The organism is Paenochrobactrum sp. BZR 201-1 (genome assembly GCF_044987585.2).
GTDB classification, from domain to species: Bacteria; Pseudomonadota; Alphaproteobacteria; order Rhizobiales; family Rhizobiaceae; genus Paenochrobactrum; species Paenochrobactrum pullorum.
Map to the genome: position 1 here is coordinate 228,327 of NZ_JBJDRZ020000001.1, position 16,003 is coordinate 244,329.

17 protein-coding genes and 1 tRNA gene are annotated in these 16,003 nt (G+C 49.7%); 3 read left to right on the plus strand and 15 right to left on the minus strand.

The features are described from left to right. Nucleotides 1-16: 16 nt before the first annotated feature. Both ACI0FR_RS01265 and ACI0FR_RS01270 read left to right on the plus strand, forming a co-directional pair. Nucleotides 17-913, plus strand: a complete 897-nt coding sequence (locus ACI0FR_RS01265; RefSeq protein WP_374828892.1) for a LysR substrate-binding domain-containing protein — start codon at nucleotides 17-19, stop codon at nucleotides 911-913. A gap of 50 nt (nucleotides 914-963) precedes the next feature. Beyond that, nucleotides 964-2,283 carry an MFS transporter gene (locus tag ACI0FR_RS01270; RefSeq protein ID WP_374828893.1) on the plus strand — a complete coding sequence of 440 codons (1,320 nt, stop codon included), beginning with the start codon at nucleotides 964-966 and terminating at the stop codon, nucleotides 2,281-2,283. Nucleotides 2,284-2,382: 99 nt separating this feature from the next. Here the strand turns inward: ACI0FR_RS01270 and alkB are convergent, their stop codons facing one another. Further along, on the minus strand, nucleotides 2,383-3,036 hold the full coding sequence (gene alkB, locus ACI0FR_RS01275) for a DNA oxidative demethylase AlkB (protein WP_374828894.1): 654 nt from the start codon (nucleotides 3,034-3,036) through the stop codon (nucleotides 2,383-2,385). A gap of 16 nt (nucleotides 3,037-3,052) precedes the next feature. Then, nucleotides 3,053-4,480, minus strand: coding sequence for an aldehyde dehydrogenase family protein (locus ACI0FR_RS01280; protein ID WP_404906744.1), 1,428 nt, complete (start codon nucleotides 4,478-4,480; stop codon nucleotides 3,053-3,055). A gap of 133 nt (nucleotides 4,481-4,613) precedes the next feature. Here ACI0FR_RS01280 and arsC point away from each other — a divergent pair, with 133 nt between their 5' ends. After that, complete coding sequence (arsC, locus tag ACI0FR_RS01285; RefSeq protein WP_374828896.1) at nucleotides 4,614-4,964, plus strand: arsenate reductase (glutaredoxin); 351 nt, start codon at nucleotides 4,614-4,616, stop codon at nucleotides 4,962-4,964. A gap of 58 nt (nucleotides 4,965-5,022) precedes the next feature. Here arsC and ACI0FR_RS01290 read toward each other — a convergent pair whose 3' ends face one another. The 13 genes from ACI0FR_RS01290 to ACI0FR_RS01350 all read right to left on the minus strand — a co-directional run bounded on the left by ACI0FR_RS01290 (nucleotide 5,023) and on the right by ACI0FR_RS01350 (nucleotide 15,995). Further along, the gene (locus tag ACI0FR_RS01290; RefSeq protein WP_374828897.1) at nucleotides 5,023-6,627 is read right to left on the minus strand and encodes an ABC transporter ATP-binding protein; all 1,605 of its coding nucleotides are present in this window, start codon (nucleotides 6,625-6,627) and stop codon (nucleotides 5,023-5,025) included. A gap of 1 nt (nucleotide 6,628) precedes the next feature. After that, nucleotides 6,629-7,759 (minus strand): ABC transporter permease, encoded by a 1,131-nt coding sequence (locus tag ACI0FR_RS01295; RefSeq protein WP_374828898.1) that lies wholly within the window; start codon nucleotides 7,757-7,759, stop codon nucleotides 6,629-6,631. After that, nucleotides 7,752-8,675 (minus strand): ABC transporter permease subunit, encoded by a 924-nt coding sequence (locus tag ACI0FR_RS01300; RefSeq protein ID WP_374828899.1) that lies wholly within the window; start codon nucleotides 8,673-8,675, stop codon nucleotides 7,752-7,754. Before ACI0FR_RS01300 ends, ACI0FR_RS01295 begins: the two co-directional genes overlap by 8 nt. Before the next feature lie 313 nt (nucleotides 8,676-8,988). Continuing rightward, entirely contained in the window at nucleotides 8,989-10,569 is a 1,581-nt protein-coding gene (locus ACI0FR_RS01305) for a peptide ABC transporter substrate-binding protein (RefSeq protein WP_374828900.1), read from the minus strand. Between the two features lie 520 nt (nucleotides 10,570-11,089). After that, the gene (locus ACI0FR_RS01310; RefSeq protein WP_374828901.1) at nucleotides 11,090-11,332 is read right to left on the minus strand and encodes a PepSY domain-containing protein; all 243 of its coding nucleotides are present in this window, start codon (nucleotides 11,330-11,332) and stop codon (nucleotides 11,090-11,092) included. A 165-nt stretch (nucleotides 11,333-11,497) separates the two neighbouring features. After that, nucleotides 11,498-11,573, minus strand: a tRNA-Phe gene (locus tag ACI0FR_RS01315). A gap of 313 nt (nucleotides 11,574-11,886) precedes the next feature. Further along, a complete protein-coding gene (gene yacG, locus ACI0FR_RS01320; RefSeq protein ID WP_374828902.1) occupies nucleotides 11,887-12,096 on the minus strand; it encodes a DNA gyrase inhibitor YacG in 210 nt (69 codons plus the stop codon). A gap of 8 nt (nucleotides 12,097-12,104) precedes the next feature. Next, complete coding sequence (locus ACI0FR_RS01325; protein WP_404906741.1) at nucleotides 12,105-12,731, minus strand: Maf-like protein; 627 nt, start codon at nucleotides 12,729-12,731, stop codon at nucleotides 12,105-12,107. Between the two features lie 109 nt (nucleotides 12,732-12,840). Further along, nucleotides 12,841-13,059 carry a translation initiation factor IF-1 gene (gene infA, locus ACI0FR_RS01330; protein ID WP_184221405.1) on the minus strand — a complete coding sequence of 73 codons (219 nt, stop codon included), beginning with the start codon at nucleotides 13,057-13,059 and terminating at the stop codon, nucleotides 12,841-12,843. A 134-nt stretch (nucleotides 13,060-13,193) separates the two neighbouring features. Continuing rightward, the gene (locus ACI0FR_RS01335; RefSeq protein ID WP_374828904.1) at nucleotides 13,194-13,670 is read right to left on the minus strand and encodes an arsenate-mycothiol transferase ArsC; all 477 of its coding nucleotides are present in this window, start codon (nucleotides 13,668-13,670) and stop codon (nucleotides 13,194-13,196) included. Between the two features lie 6 nt (nucleotides 13,671-13,676). After that, nucleotides 13,677-14,156 (minus strand): UPF0262 family protein, encoded by a 480-nt coding sequence (locus ACI0FR_RS01340; protein ID WP_374828905.1) that lies wholly within the window; start codon nucleotides 14,154-14,156, stop codon nucleotides 13,677-13,679. Between the two features lie 6 nt (nucleotides 14,157-14,162). Next, nucleotides 14,163-15,455 (minus strand): histidinol dehydrogenase, encoded by a 1,293-nt coding sequence (hisD, locus tag ACI0FR_RS01345; protein WP_374828906.1) that lies wholly within the window; start codon nucleotides 15,453-15,455, stop codon nucleotides 14,163-14,165. Between the two features lie 81 nt (nucleotides 15,456-15,536). Then, nucleotides 15,537-15,995, minus strand: coding sequence for a DUF2948 family protein (locus ACI0FR_RS01350; protein WP_374828907.1), 459 nt, complete (start codon nucleotides 15,993-15,995; stop codon nucleotides 15,537-15,539). Nucleotides 15,996-16,003 lie beyond the last annotated feature (8 nt).

Below are 16,003 nucleotides of genomic sequence, written 5' to 3' on the forward strand. Positions count from 1 at the left end.
GGGGCGGGCTTTTAATATGGAATTGAAATGGCTGGAGGACTTCACCGTTCTTGCTTCGACTTCCAGTTTTACGCGCGCTTCAGAGTTGCGCCATGTAACGCAATCGGCATTTAGCCGGCGCATTAAACAATTGGAAATCTGGCTTGGTGTGACATTGGTCAACCGCGCAACCTTTCCGGCCGAGCTGACAAAAGAGGGCAAAGCCTTTTTGCCGGTGGCGCAGGAAACATTGCGCAATTTTTATCGCACCCGTGCTGCTTTGCAACCCAATGGTGATGAGCTGAAAATTGTCAGCTTTTCCGGTCTGCAAACCTTAACCGTTACTTTTTTTCCGCTATGGCTGAAAAAGCTGCAAGAGCAGATGGGGCCGATCCAGTCGCGTCTTTGTCCTGATCGCGGCGGTATTGAAGAAAATGTCGAAACACTATCCGATGGTGAAGCCGATTTTCTTCTTACCTACGCGCATGAAAATGTGCCGTTTCATCTTGATACTAATCATTATGCTTATCATGTTCTGGGTGAGGAACGTTTGCTACCGGTTTCGGCACCCCATCCGGATGGATGTTTGCTTGATAAAGCTTTGGCAGAAGGTACGGAACTGCCGTTTTTAAGTTATGGCGACACATCGTTTTTTGGCACAGCTTTGGAAAAGCAGTTTACGCAAGTGCCGGATTTCAAGCGCCGCGTTGTGCATGAAAATACGATTTCGGTCGGTTTGAAAGCAATGGCATTGGCTGGCTGGGGGGTGGCATGGCTGCCGGAAAGCCTGATCACAGCGGAACAGGCGAGTGGGCAACTGGTGCTGGCAAGCAATGATGAACAATGGCAGATCATTTCGGAAATCCGCATCTATCGCCATTTGAAAACATTGTCGGCACGGGCAGAAACCCTCTGGCAAAATCTTATCAAGTGAATTATCGAAAATGATTATCGGTGCACAAGGCAGGCGAGGAGCCATCAATCGTGACCCAAGTTAAACAAACAATCGAACAAACATTGGATCAGGCGGGCACGGGGCGTTTTCAGCGCCATTTGCTCGGCGTATTCGGTCTTGTCTGGGCGGCAGATGCTATGCAGGTGCTGGCGGTTGGTTTTACCAGCGCTTCCATCGCACTGACCTTCGGTCTAACATTGCCGCAGGCATTACAAACAGGCACTTTGTTCTTCTTGGGTATGCTGATTGGTGCGGCCGTCTTTGGCCGTCTGGCGGATAAATATGGTCGCCGCCGTGTGCTGCTCATCACGGTTGCTTGTGATGCGGTGTTTGGTTTGTTGTCGGCCTTTTCGCCAAGTTTCGGCATTCTTTTAGGGCTTCGTTTTCTCACGGGTATGGCGGTTGGCGGCACATTGCCGGTTGATTATGCAATGATGGCCGAGTTTCTGCCAAGCAAAACCCGTGGTCGCTGGCTGGTGATGCTGGAAGGTTTTTGGGCTGTTGGTACGGTGGTAATTGCACTGGCTGCATGGGGCGCAAGTCTTGCCGGTGTTGAAGACGCATGGCGTTATATTTTCATCGTGACTGCCGCACCTGCCGTTATTGGTATCTGGCTGCGCATCTGGGTGCCGGAATCACCAATGCACCTGATGAAAAATGGCGAACATGAACAAGCCAAGAGCGTGATGAATCGCGTTCTGCGCACCAATGGCAAACCGGAGCTTGATGCAAACACCCAGCTGATTGCACCGCAATTGGTGAGCAATGAGAGCCTGTTTTCACCGGCTTTACGTCAACGTACGCTTACCACTCTGGCAATCTGGTTTTTGGTGTCGGTTTCTTATTATGGCATTTTCACATGGATACCGGCCAAGCTTGCCAGTGATGGTTTCGGTTTCGTGCGCGGTTATGGTTTCTTGGTTATTGTAGCATTGGCACAATTACCGGGCTATGCTTTAGCCGCATACGGCGTTGAAACATGGGGGCGCCGCAATACGCTGATTACTTTCTTGTTTATCAGTGCGGCAGCTTGTTTCCTCTTCACTATTGCCGGCAGTTCGTTCCTTGTAGGCATGTCCATTCTGGTGATGAGCTTTGCGCTTCTTGGCACATGGGGCGCGCTTTACGCCTTCACGCCGGAACTATATCCGACTGCATTGCGTGGAAGTGGTATGGGAGCAGCAGGTGCGATGGCGCGTCTTGGCGGTTTGCTGGCGCCCTCGGTGCTGGCATGGGTGATCAGCCAGAGTTTCATCATGGCGGTTGGGATGTTTGCAGCGCTTTTGTTGCTGGCAGCCATTATCGCCTTCTTCATTGATGTGGAAACAAAGCAGCAAGCGCTGACTTAGAGCATGTCTCCCCAAAGTGGTCACCGGTTTGGGGAGACATGTGTAAAAAAACATTAGAGCGAGCGCAGTGGATATGATTAAGTGTGACACGCTCTAAAGTCAGAGCGCTTTACGAAATGTCAAATTGATGCGCGAGCGCCTGAAAATCGGGTGCTCACCTTCTTTAAGCGGTAAAATACCGTGATAATAAAGCCGTGATGCGCCACCCCATACCACCACATCGCCGTGGTGAAGCGGATATTTGGTAATTTTATCCTGACGGCTTAATCCACCAAACTGAAAAATAGCAGGCAGTCCCAGCGAGACCGACACAATCGGGTGATGCAAATCTTTTTCGTCTTTATCCTGATGCAGTGATAGTTTGGTGGTGGGCAGATAACGGTTCATCAGGCAGACATCGGGCGTAAAATCAGCGTAACCAGCTTGTGCTGCTGCTTGTTGTGCCAGCGCTAAAAAGGCTTGTGGCATGGCAGGCCATGGTTTTTGCGTCATCGGATCAATCGCATCATAGCGATAGCCCTGTTTATCCGACACCCAGCCTGCTTTGCCGCAATTGGTCATCGCAACTGACATTTGATAGCCGCCCGGTGTCACCAAATGCCGAAAAGGCGATATATCCACCACTTGCCGCAAAGCAAGTAGCAGTGCCTCTTGATGAGGGTTTGCAAATTGGCGCAACAAAACGGCTCCTTCCGCCATGTGTTCCACAGGCGGAAGGGGTGGTGTCTGATCTGCAAATAAATCAAATGTCATGAGCGCTGGTTGTTATTCAAGCTTCCTCGTAGCCGAGAATGCCTTTGATTTCCAAAAACTCCATCAGGCCGAACAAGCCATATTCGCGGCCATTGCCGGATTGCTTATAGCCACCAAATGGTGCCGCACTATCCCAATCCGGGCGGTTGATGCGCACGGTGCCGGTGCGAAGCTTTGGTGCAATAGCACGGGCTTCTTCCAGATCACCCTGAATATAAGACGCAAGGCCATAATCGGTGTCATTGGCCAGTTCGATGGCATTTTCAACCGTGTCATATTCGAGAATAGAAAGTACAGGGCCGAAGATTTCTTCACGTGCAATGCGCATGTCTTGTTGCACGCGGGCAAAGACGGTCGGGCGCACATAATAGCCGCTGTTTAGCTCTGCCGGTCTGCCGGTGCCGCCTGTTACCAGTTCCGCACCTTCATCAATGCCGGATTGGATCAGCTCTTGAATTTTGTTGTACTGAACTTCGCTGACCACAGGTCCCATGGTGGTGTTTGCATCGGAAGGTGCACCAACGCGCACTTTTTCCGCTGCCACTTTGGCAAGTGCGATCACTTCATCCATTTTCTCGGCAGGCACATACATGCGGGTCGGCGCATTGCAGGACTGGCCGCTATTGTTGAAGCAATGGAAAACACCCGCCGGAATAGCAGCCTTAAGATCAGCACTGCGCAGCACGATATTTGGCGATTTTCCGCCCAGTTCCTGATGTACGCGCTTGACGGTTGGTGCCGCACTTTGCGCCACAATTACACCAGCACGGGTAGAACCGGTGAAAGAAACCATATCGACATCTTTGTGCTCTGCCAGCACCTGACCAACGCTTGGGCCATCACCATTGACGAGATTAAATACGCCTTTCGGCACGCCTGCTTCATGCATGATTTCGGCAAACAGAATGGCGTTAAGCGGTGCAATTTCAGACGGTTTCAGCACCATGGTGCAACCGGCTGCAATGGCAGGTGCCACTTTAGAAGCGATCTGGTTGATCGGCCAGTTCCAAGGGGTAATCATCGCCACAACGCCAACCGGCTCATGGGTGATCTTGGTTTGCCCTTGCATATAATCGAAATCAAACTCTTCGAGTGTTTTGATCATTTGTGCCAAATGGCCGGTACCGGTGCCTGCTTGATCGCTGATTGACATATCCAGCGGTGCACCCATTTCTTTTGAGATGATTTTGCCAAATTCTTCAATGCGGGCATTATAGGCGGTGAGGATGCGCTTCAGGATATCAAGCCGTTCTTGTTTGGTCGTCTGGGAAAAGCTTTTAAAAGCAGCTTTTGCGGCTGCAACAGCTTTGTCTGCATCAGCTTTGGTACCGGCAGAAATAGTTGCAAAAACCTGCTCTGTTGAAGGATCAACCACATCAATCGTGGCAGGGACGACCGGATCAACCCATGCACCATCAATGTAGAATTTCTTGGAATTTTGCATGGACTTTGGCTCCTGTACCGTTCTGGATTTGTTTGTGATAATCAAAGGTCAAATATAGTCTTTATAGACATGGGGACTATCGCGGTTCACGTCAACCGCAATCATAAAGCGCCTTTGTGAAACGGAGAATAAAATGTCTGTTACCATTTATCATAATCCGGCTTGCAGTACATCACGTAATGCCTTGGCTGCTATCCGCGAAAAAGGCATTGAGCCACAGATTATTGAATATTTGAAAATACCGCCAAGCCGCGATGAATTGAAAGCCGTGATTGCCAAATCGGGCGAGCCTGTGCGCCATTTTCTGCGTGAGCGCGGCACACCCTACGAGGCACTTGGCCTTGGTGATGCAAGCCTTTCCGATGATGCATTGCTGGATGCGATGATGGCGCATCCGCTGTTGATTAATCGCCCCATAGTGGTCAGTGATAAAGGCGCGGTGCTCTGTCGTCCGCTGGAAAAAGTCTTTGACATTCTGCCATAATCAAAAAGGGCAGTTTCAGGTGAAATCGCCCTTTTTGATGGTAATAGTGTCGTAAATTTTAAGTGCCGAAGCGCTTTTCACTCAGTGCTGCCTGCATCAGTGTTTTGGTATATGCCTCACGCGGATGGTCAAACACTTGCACTGTGTCGCCCTGTTCGACGATTTTGCCGTTCTGCATCACGATCACGTAATCAGAAACAGCTCGTACCACAGCCATATCATGACTGATGAACAGATAAGACAAGCCATGTTGTGCCTGCAAATCGCGCAGCAATGTTACCACTTGTTTTTGCACCGAACGGTCAAGCGCACTGGTTGGCTCGTCCAGCACAATAACACGTGGTTTCAAGATCATCGTACGGGCAATCGCAATACGCTGACGCTGACCGCCGGAAAATTCATGCGGGTAACGGTTGCGCATCGACGGGTCGAGCCCCACTTCCAGCAGTGCCTCACTGGCGCGCTGGTCGCGTTGTTTGGCACTCAGTGTTGGTTCATGGATCAGCAACCCTTCAGTGATGATGCGCCCGATGGTCATGCGTGGTGAAAGCGAGCCGAACGGATCTTGGAACACCAATTGCAATTCGCGGCGATAGGCACGCATCTCTTGCGGATCAAGCGGCAGTTCTTTGCCCAAATATGCAATTTTACCGTCCGCTTTGAGAAGACGTAAAACGGCACGGCCAAGGGTGGATTTACCGGAACCTGATTCACCAACAATACCAATCGTCTGACCTTCTCTCAAAGTCAGCGAAATATCATTGACGGCTTTCAGGACGGTGTTTTCCGAGAACCAGCCTTTTTTGAGGTCAAAGCTCACCGTGACATTATCGGCTTGCATCAAAACCGGTGCATCTGCCGGTGGCGGGTTTTTGGTGCCTTCCGGTTCAGCATTGAGCAGCATTTTGGTATAGTCGTGCTCAGGATGGTGGAAGATTTTCTGCGTTTCGGCAGCTTCAACCACTTCGCCGTAGCGCATCACATAGACCTTGTCGGCAAAGCGTTTGACGATGCCTAAATCATGGGTGATGAACACAATCGCCATACCGAGGCGTTTTTGTAAATCTGCCAGCAGCTCCATGATCTGCGCCTGAATGGTCACATCCAGCGCCGTTGTTGGTTCATCGGCAATGAGGATATCCGGATTATTGGCAAGTGCCATTGCGATCATGACGCGCTGGCGCTGTCCGCCGGAAAGCTCATAAGGGTAACTGTCGATGCGGCGTTCGGGTTCGGGAATGCCGACCAGTTTCAACAATTCGATAATGCGCGGGCGGGCGGTTCTTTTGGTGTAACCGCCATGGAAACGCAAAGGCTCGGCCAACTGTTCGCCAATGCGGTAGAGCGGATCAAGCGAGGTCATTGGTTCTTGAAAAATCATGGTGATTTTCGCACCACGGATTTTGTTCAGCTCCTGATCGCTCATACCGATCATATCTTTGCCACGATAAAGGGCTTGGCCGCTGGCTTCGCCATTTTGGGAGAGCAGTCCCATGATGGCCATGGTGGTCTGGCTTTTACCGGAGCCGGACTCACCGACAATGGCAATAGTTTCTCCGGCCTTCACATCCAGATCAATGCCGCGCACCGCTTGCACCGGCCCGTCATTGGTGGAAAATGTAACGCGAAGGTCGCGGACAGTCAGAATGCTTTCTTGTGTCATATCAACGATCCTTCGGGTCCAGGCTGTCGCGCAATCCGTCGCCAAGGAAGTTCAGGGCGAAGAGAATGGTTGTGAGTGTCAATGCTGGCCAGATCAGCTGCCATGAAGCACCGCGCATGTTTTGCGCGCCTTCTGAAATTAGTAGCCCAAGCGAGGTCATCGGGTCTTGAACACCAAGCCCGAGGAAGGAAAGCAGGCTTTCAAGCAAAATGGCTTTTGGTACCAAGAGGGTCACAAACACAATCACCGGCCCCAAAGCATTAGGAATGATATGACGGGTGATGATACCGCGACGTGTAGCACCAAGCGCTTCTGCGGCTTGCACAAATTCCTGTCGTTTGAGGCTCAAGGTCTGGCCGCGTACAATACGTGCCATATCAAGCCATTCGGTGGCACCAATGGCAATGAAGATGATGAAAATCGACCTTCCGAAAAACACCAGCATCAAAATGACGAAGAAGATGAAGGGAAGCGAATAAAGAATATCGACAACACGCATCATCACATTGTCGATGCGCCCGCCTAAATATCCGGAAATCGCACCGTAGCCAACGCCCAGCACCAAAGACATGATGGAGGCAAGAAGGCCGATTGCCAGCGAAATACGCACACCGATCATCGTGCGTGATAGCATGTCACGTCCCAGATTGTCGGTGCCGAGCAGAAAGTAATTACGCGCTACATTGAGAGTGAGCGTCCCGCTTAAACCATCAGGCGCCAGTTCGATCTTCGGCTTGCTGAAGAGATCGGAGCGCTCAAAATAACGAAGTACACGTTCATCAGTTTCACGCTGTGCTGTGAAAGGCACGGTAATATTGCTGCCGGATAATTCCGGTTCAGAGGATGCTTTTAGACGTGCACGCGCCAGTTCTTTTTCAAGACCCGGCAAAACGGTGTCGGCACGCGGATAGGCTTCAAGGCTTGGTGCCACCCTCACGAATTGAGGATAGATTTTATCATAAGGGTGCGGGCTCAGCATGGGCCCGAAGATGCTCGCCAAAGTAAGTACGGCGAGCACAATCGCACTGGTGACAGCTGCTTTGTTTTTACGCAGGCGAATCCAGGCATCCTGCCAGAGGGAGCGTCCGGCAATTACTGGTGCTTGAGCGGAGTTTACAGATAAATCAGTCATAACGCACCCGTGGGTCAAGCCATGCATAAATGAGGTCGACAATGAGGTTGAAAAGCACCACGAAAACCGCAATCACCACAACGGTACCCATCACCAATGTGTAATCGCGTCCCAATGCACCTTGCACGAAATAGCGGCCGATGCCTGGAATACCGTAGATGGTTTCAATCACTACAGAGCCGGTGAGGAGCGAAGCAGCGGTTGGCCCCAGATAGGAGACCGCCGGCAGCATGGCGGCACGCAAGGCATGCACACCCACCACAATGCGGGTTGGCAGGCCATAGGCTCGGGCTGTGCGCACATGGTTGGCGCGCAGTGCTTCAATGGTTGCACCGCGCACCAGACGCGCAATGACACCGATTTGCGGCAGAGCGAGGGTCAGAACCGGCAAGATCCAATAGGAAACATCTGCCGATGACCAACCACCTGCCGGAACCCAGCCTAAAATCACACCGAAAAACAAACTGAGAATAGGGGCGACAACAAAGTTTGGCGTGGTGATGCCAAAGGTTGCGATTGCAACTATGGCATAATCGAATTTTGAATTTTGTTTCAACGCTGCAATACAGCCGAGAATGGTGCCGAGAACGGCGGCCAATGACAGGCCGAGCGCACCAAGCATGATAGAAACAGGCAGGCCGGCCGCAAACAAGTCGTTGACGCTAAAGTCACGACGGGCGAAGCTTGGCCCCAGATCGCCTTGCAAGAGATTGCCGAGATAAATCAGATATTGCTGCCATAAAGGCGCATCCATATTATAGGCTTTGCGCAAATTGGCCATGATCAGCGGATCAATTGGCCGCTCAAGATCAAATGGCCCGCCCGGCGCCAGCCGGATCATGAAAAATGTGATGGTGACAATAATTAAGACGGTGGGTATTGCGCCAGCAAGTCGTCGGAGTGTGTAGCTTAACATCGATTTATTCCTTGCATGAACGCACCCTTCATTTTTTGTTCGTCACCGAACGGCAACGATTATTCGTCTTGTGCTCGTTGAAATTATCATGCCAGCCATCAACGCCTCTTTTATCAGCATTACAAACACCGGAGATGGGATGCGTAGAGCTGGTCAGGCGATGATAATAAAGGCGGTTATTGCCTTGAAGCCTGTGATCAACGGCCATTATGCTGCGCTTGTTTTAAAATATTCAGGCGCTGGCTAATAATTTCTGTTTGAAAATAAGAACTCACGGCTGCGAAGATGGTCTCTTCGCAGCCGTGAAGCGTGATTAATTCTTCAGGGACAGCCAACGTGAGTTGTGCGCATCCATCAGATTATCCTCATAGCCTTCAACGCGGTCTGCAACGAGCGCGCGGGATGAGTAATAAAGGATCGGAATAACCGCGGTTTCTTTGAGCATCAGACGCTCGGCATCTGCCAGCACTTCTGCACGTGCTTTCATATCCGTGGTGGCTGCTGCCTTGGCAATCAGCGCATCATAGTCTTTGTTCGACCATTTCGAATAGTTGAAGCTGATGCCGGTACCGGACAGGAACAGGAAGTTCTGCGGGTCGTTATAGTCACCAATCCAGCCTGCACGGGCGATGTCAAATGGACCATCTTCACGCAGGAAGTTAAAATAGGTAGCACCTTCAGTTTCGTTGAGCGAAGCTTTGATGCCGATATTGCTGAGCATGTCGGCAATGGCAGCCATGGTGTTTTTGTTATTTTCTGAGGTGTTGTAGAGAAGCTCGATGGAAAGTGAGCCCGGCTCAATGCCTGCTTCTTTCAGCAGTTCTTTTGCCTTGTCTTCTCGCTCAAGCATGTCTTCCTTGGCAAATTCAAGCTGCACACCGCCTTCAACATAGTTGTTGATGCCAGGAGGTACGACCGAGTAACCCGGCAGCATGGTGTTTTGCCAGACTTGTTCAGACAAGAACTCACGGTCGATTGCCATGGAAATGGCCTCACGCACACGCGGATCTTTCAGCTTGCTATCAGCGGTTTTGCCCTTGATCGGCAGGTAATAGGAGCCGAGATAAGGTGCGATACGGAATTCGTTAGCCAGATTTTTCTTTACATAGTCAATCTGTTCTGCCGGAACGTCCGAGCAGATCTGCACTTCTTTGGCCTCGAAACGACGCATGCAAGATGCGCGGTCTTCAAAAGGAATCCAGTTAACGACATCAATCTTCACCTCATCCGCACCATAATAATTCGGATTCTTTTTCATGACGATTTTGTCGTTCGGCTGGAAGCTTTCCAGCATAAAGGCACCATTGGTGACCATTTTGCCGGCGGTGGTGAATTTATCGCCGTTTGCTTCAACACTCTTCTGGTGCATCGGCAGACCGGTTTGGTGAGTCAGCAGTTCCAAAAAATAAGGGGTTGGTGCATTGAGTGTAATTTTCAGCGTGAGATCATCAACAGCTTCAACGCCTAAGTCTTCGAGAGGCTTCTTGCCGCCTGCGACATCTTCAGCATTTTTGATCGGGAACAGCATGCTGGCATAGCCCGCAGCGGTAGCTGGATTCATAATACGACGATAGGTGAATAGGAAATCACCGGCAGTGACCGGATCGCCATTTGACCATTTGGCATCATCACGCAGATGGAATGTGTAAACGAGACCATCTTCGGAAATGTCCCAGGACTTTGCAGTGCCCGCAACCGGAATGCCTTTTGCATCCTGAATGACAAGACCGTCATAGAGGTCTTTCATGATGCGACCTTCAGAGACAGTAGATGTACGATGATGATCAAGCGTTGCCGGGTCAGTATCGTTACCGCGGTTGAGAACCACTTCGGCATTGGCAATGCCGGTAAACGCAAAAGCGCAAACGCTCGCCAGTAAAATTTTCTTAAACATTAAACCTCCCCTCGGAAAAAATCTTTAGGCGCTTATGATATTATGTTCTCGGGCGCTGACAAGAGGGGGGATTTTGACAGCTTGTCTTATAATTTAATTACAACCATCGGTTGCTTTACGGAAGGGGAAAAATAATAGTGCCGAAAAAATATTGAAAAATATTGAATTGAGAAGGAGTTCTGGGAAATATGGATGAATTTAAAATTATTTAAAAATTCAAAATAACACTTTGGTTTTTAAAGCCAATTCATATTCAACTGAGAACGCAAATTTTGTAAGCAATGAAATGATGAATTTCTGCTTTAAAACTTTAGTTGTATATCTGATTGCGAGAGTTAAACTTTTGAAAAAGCCACATTTTCAGTTGGTTTTAACCGGAAAGATACCTTTACGGCTGATGAAACCAAAAAAATATTTTTCACTTTAACTGATTATTATGAAGAATGCGGCGTTTTTAAAATTATATTAGTGCAAGCTGTGGATTTTTTTGGATTAAAAACCTTAGCTATTTTGCAAGATTTTATCTTGGCACAATTGCACCTGTTTTTGGGTCGATACGGACTTCGACTTTAGCACCGGTTTTGAGATAATACTCGATTTCATAATAACCTTTTCGATCCCAATCGATCTCGTCGATATATGAAAAATCGCTATTTTGTTCGATCTCGGCGATGATTTCCGATAATTTTTTTCCATCCGGTTCCGCGGCTGACAAAGTGCTAACCGGCATCAGTAAAAACAATGAAATCAAAAGAGTGCGCATCATTATCTCCATCATTGATTTGAACTGTACCATTGCAGCACTATAAATTGGCATCAAAATATATTTCATCCACTAACAAGCGTTAGCGGATAGGGTAATCAAACACACAAAAATAAGCGTACGCTGATTTTAGATTTTAACGATCAATTTCAGGGAAGTAAAAAATGGTGCCCGGAGACGGACTTGAACCGCCGACACACGGATTTTCAATCCGTTGCTCTACCAACTGAGCTATCCGGGCATCCCGTACCTGCAAGCTTATCTTGCCGGAGAAGCGAATGATTTATTCGCTGGAATGGGGTGGTTTATAGCAGCAAATTTTCGTCTGTCCAGTGCGGACTTTATAATTTTTCGGCTTTTCTGCTGTCGATTTCACGAATTAACAGCTTAAGCGTTGAAAATCGCATGAAAAACAAGATGTTCAATGTGTATTTGATTGTTTTTACGGTCAAAAATGCTGTTTGAAACTTTATTCTTTGCAAAATATTTCACGTGAATCATTGAAACGCATGACTGATTCACGGCTAAAAGCGTTTGAAAAAGAAAAAGGCGGATTATTCCGCCTCTTCGTCATCTTCTTCCAAGCGTGGCCCGGGAATCACATAGGTGCCCGAAAGCCAGCGATTGAGATCTACATCGCGGCAACGGGGAGAACAAAACGGATAATGTTCGCGCGAGGACGGTTTTTTACATTCAGGGCAGGGACGTGTCGGGCGCAAAGGCGTGACATTCGATTCGCTGCCGTTTTTGCTTTTTTCACTCATATCGGCTGTTAAACCTTGCCTGTCTTCCAATGGGCATAGACCGGATAATCGCCACTTGCCAGCAGACTGACAGTTTCGTGCAACGGCAGGCCCACCACATTGCTATAAGAGCCCACCAATTTCACTATAAAACTACCGGCAAGCCCCTGAATGGCGTAGCCGCCAGCCTTGCCGCGCCATTCTCCGGATGCGAGATAGGCATCCAGATGCGTGCGGGTGAGTCGCTCAAGGCGGACACGGCTTTCAACAATCGTCTGACGCAATTTGCCGTTTGGCTGGATCAGGCAGACGCCGGTGAAAACCTTGTGCGAACGGCCGGAGAGAAGCCGCAGGCATTCGCGCGCCTCATCTTCCAGCTCGGCTTTAGGCAGAATACGCCGACCAACGGCTACTACTGTATCCGCGGCCAGAATAAAGCTTGCACTATAGCTCTCGTCACCGCGCAATTGTTCGGCTGTTTTTTCAGCCTTTTGGCGCGACAAACGCCGTGCGAGCGAGCGCGGATGCTCTGCACGCAAAGGTGCTTCATCAATATCGGCCGGATGGATATGATCCGGCGTAATGCCAGCCTGCGCCAAAAGCTCAATCCGGCGCGGGGAACCTGATGCGAGTATCAACTTGTGCTGAGCGCTCATAAGGAGAAACTTTCTTGTGAGGATCGGCTTGTGAGATAATGGCCAGACATATAGCTGTCAGCCTCATACCGGTTAAACTGATACCAGCTTTTAAGCTTTGTAAGTTGGCTTACTTAAAGCGGTAGGTAATACGACCCTTGGTCAGGTCATAAGGGGTCATTTCAACCAGCACTTTATCACCTGCCAGAACGCGGATGCGGTTTTTGCGCATACGGCCAGCGGTGTGAGCGATGATTTCGTGATCGTTTTCGAGTTTAACGCGGAACATTGCGTTTGGCAGCAGTTCAGTAACTACGCCCGGAAACTCGAGGACTTCTTCTTTCGCCATGCGATACCTGTTTCTTTTCTTAAAAATTATGTTTTATAGTCGTTAAAATGAGCCGTCAAAGGCGGTTCATCGGGATTTGCGCGGAACCTATATGATTAGGACGCATTTGTGAACAACTGAAATGAGCTTACTTTTTAATTGAACCGTTGTTCGATTTGTTTCTTTAAACGATCACGGACATCACGATAAGCGACCAGTATTTGCTCTCTGGAGCCGGTCAGCAATGTCGGATCAGGCGTTGGCCAATATTCAACATCAACTGAAAATCCGCGCATTTTTTCCAAAACGGTGTGATGCGCCAGAGGTGTCAGTGTTATGATCAGATCAAAATAGCCGTCTTCCAGTTCATCCAAGTCGCGGGGCTGGCGGTTGTCGAGCGAAATGCTGATCTCTGCCAGAACCGCATCCACAAACGGATCGCGCTCTCCTTTTTTCACGCCGGCAGAAGCAATATAGGTGCTTTTGCTCAACATACGGCGTGTTAAAAGCTCGGCCATTGGCGAACGGATAGAGTTTTTGCCGCAAACGAAAAGAATGGAAGAGGGCAGACCCGGTTTAAGGGGTTTTTCTACATCTTCTGCGGGGCTTGATACAACTTCACTGGCGATCATGCAAGTTTACCCGCGCCAATGCAGCACGCAAACCAGCGTGAACAGCCGGCGCGCTGTGATAAAATCAACTTCAATCTTGCCTTCAAGGCGGGATTGTAATGTTTGCGAACCTTCATTGTGCAAACCTCTGCGTCCCATATCAATGGCTTCAATTTTGCTGGGAGTGGCAGAGCGGATGGCTTCATAATAGCTTTCGCAGATCATAAAATAATCACGCACAACGCGCCGCAAAGGGGTGAGCGACAAAATATGCGTGGCAACAAGTTCGCCGCATTCCCGCGAGATGGTAAAAATGAGCCGTTTTTCAAGCAATGAGAGCCGCAATTTGTAAGGGCCGCCAATATCATCACCCACCGGTCTGAAGTTGTTTTCTTCAATCAGATCAAAAATAGCGACGGCGCGCTCATGCTCGATGTCAGGCGTGGAGCGTCCAATGGACTCATCCAGCTCAACATCAATCAATCGGGCTTCACCGCCGCTGGTCATGTGTCCTCAAAGATTCAATCTGATTGCAACCGATTGTGCGTGGGCATCAAGGCCTTCAGCACGGGCGATATCAATAGCTGCAGGGCCTAAAGCACGCAGCTGTTCAGGTCCAAGCTTTAGAATAGAACTGCGTTTGACATAATCAAGCACGGAAAGACCGGATGAAAAACGTGCGGAACGCGCTGTCGGCAGAACGTGGTTACAGCCGCCAACATAGTCACCGATCACTTCCGGCGTATATTTACCGATGAAGATCGAACCGGCATTATGGATTTTATCTACCAGTTCTTCAGCATTTGCAGTGGCAATTTCCAGATGCTCGGCGGCGATACGGTTAGCGAGCGGTATCGCTTTGTCAAAATCCTCAACCAGAATGACGGCGCCATAATCGCGCCAGCTTGCTGCCGCCGTTTCGCTGCGTGACAGGGTTTTTAACTGGTGCTCGACGGCGTCTTCAACTGCTTTGGCCAAAGCTTCGTCATTGGTCATTAGAATCGATTGCGCGGCCGTATCATGCTCGGCTTGCGCCAAAAGATCAGCTGCAATCCAGTCAGGATTATTGTCGCTGTCGGCAATGACCAGCACTTCGGAGGGGCCTGCAATCATATCAATGCCGACTGTGCCGAAAACAATGCGCTTGGCGGCTGCCACATAGGCATTGCCGGGGCCGACAATCTTGGCAACCGGTTTGATGGTTTCTGTACCATAGGCAAGAGCGGCAATGGCCTGCGCTCCGCCGACACGGTAAATTTCAGATACACCGGCAAGGCGTGCAGCCACCAGCACCAGCGGGTTTAAAATACCATCCGGTGAAGGCACAACCATGACGATACGCTCGACACCGGCAACGCGTGCCGGCAAGGCATTCATCAAAACGGAGCTTGGATAGCTGGCAGTACCGCCCGGCACATAAAGGCCGACAGCTTCAATTGCTGTCCAGCGCGAGCCGAGTTCCACGCCCAAAGCGTCGGTGTAGCGGTCATCTTTCGGCATTTGACGGGCGTGATGCGCTTCGATGCGGTCGCGTGCCAGTTTCAATGCTTCAACGGTTGAGGCCGGAGCCAGTTTGAAAGCTTCGTCGATTTCTTCGCTGGTGACGGCAATGCCGGTTTTTTCCAGATCAATACGGTCGAAGGTCTTTGAATAGGAAATCAGCGCTTTATCGCCGTCACGACGCACATGATCCACGATTTCGCGTACCACCCGATCCACATCGGCGGAAACTTCACGCTTGCTGTTGAGAAACTGAGCAAACTTTTCTTCGAAATCAGGACTGCTTTGACGAAGCGTTTGAACCACGCTGGTATTCCTTCTTAAAATCTTATTGGCGACTATACTTAAGCCTTTTTAGTTCAAGCATAGCAGTATCAGCAACAGGTCTTAAACACCATGTTTTGGCTTGGCATTTGTTTCCCATGCAGGACCCAGATCAGTGATTTGCGCCTCAATACATTCCACGTCAAGGCGAATGGCTGGTTTAACACCATTGCCGCCAGCGAAAATCAGCTCCACCACGCCATGGGGTGCTTCTGTTTCGATAAAATTGACCGAGAGCAGTGAGAGGACGCTTTGCTCATTGTCGCGATTTATGCCGTTGGTTTTAACGCTCAAAACACGGTTGAAATGCAGACTTGTGCGGCGGCGCTCAAAGCTGCGCTTGCCGAAAAGCTTCAGTTTGAAGCCGGACTGTGCGCCTTCCCAAACGAAACGGTTTACGGTGAGAATAAACCGCTTTTCTTGGTGGAGATATTGAATATCGGCAGTTTTAAGCACGGCATCTTGCAGATGCGCGGAAATGATTTGCAGATCTTCTTGATCGAGTGCCATCAATTTCAGCATGATTTTCT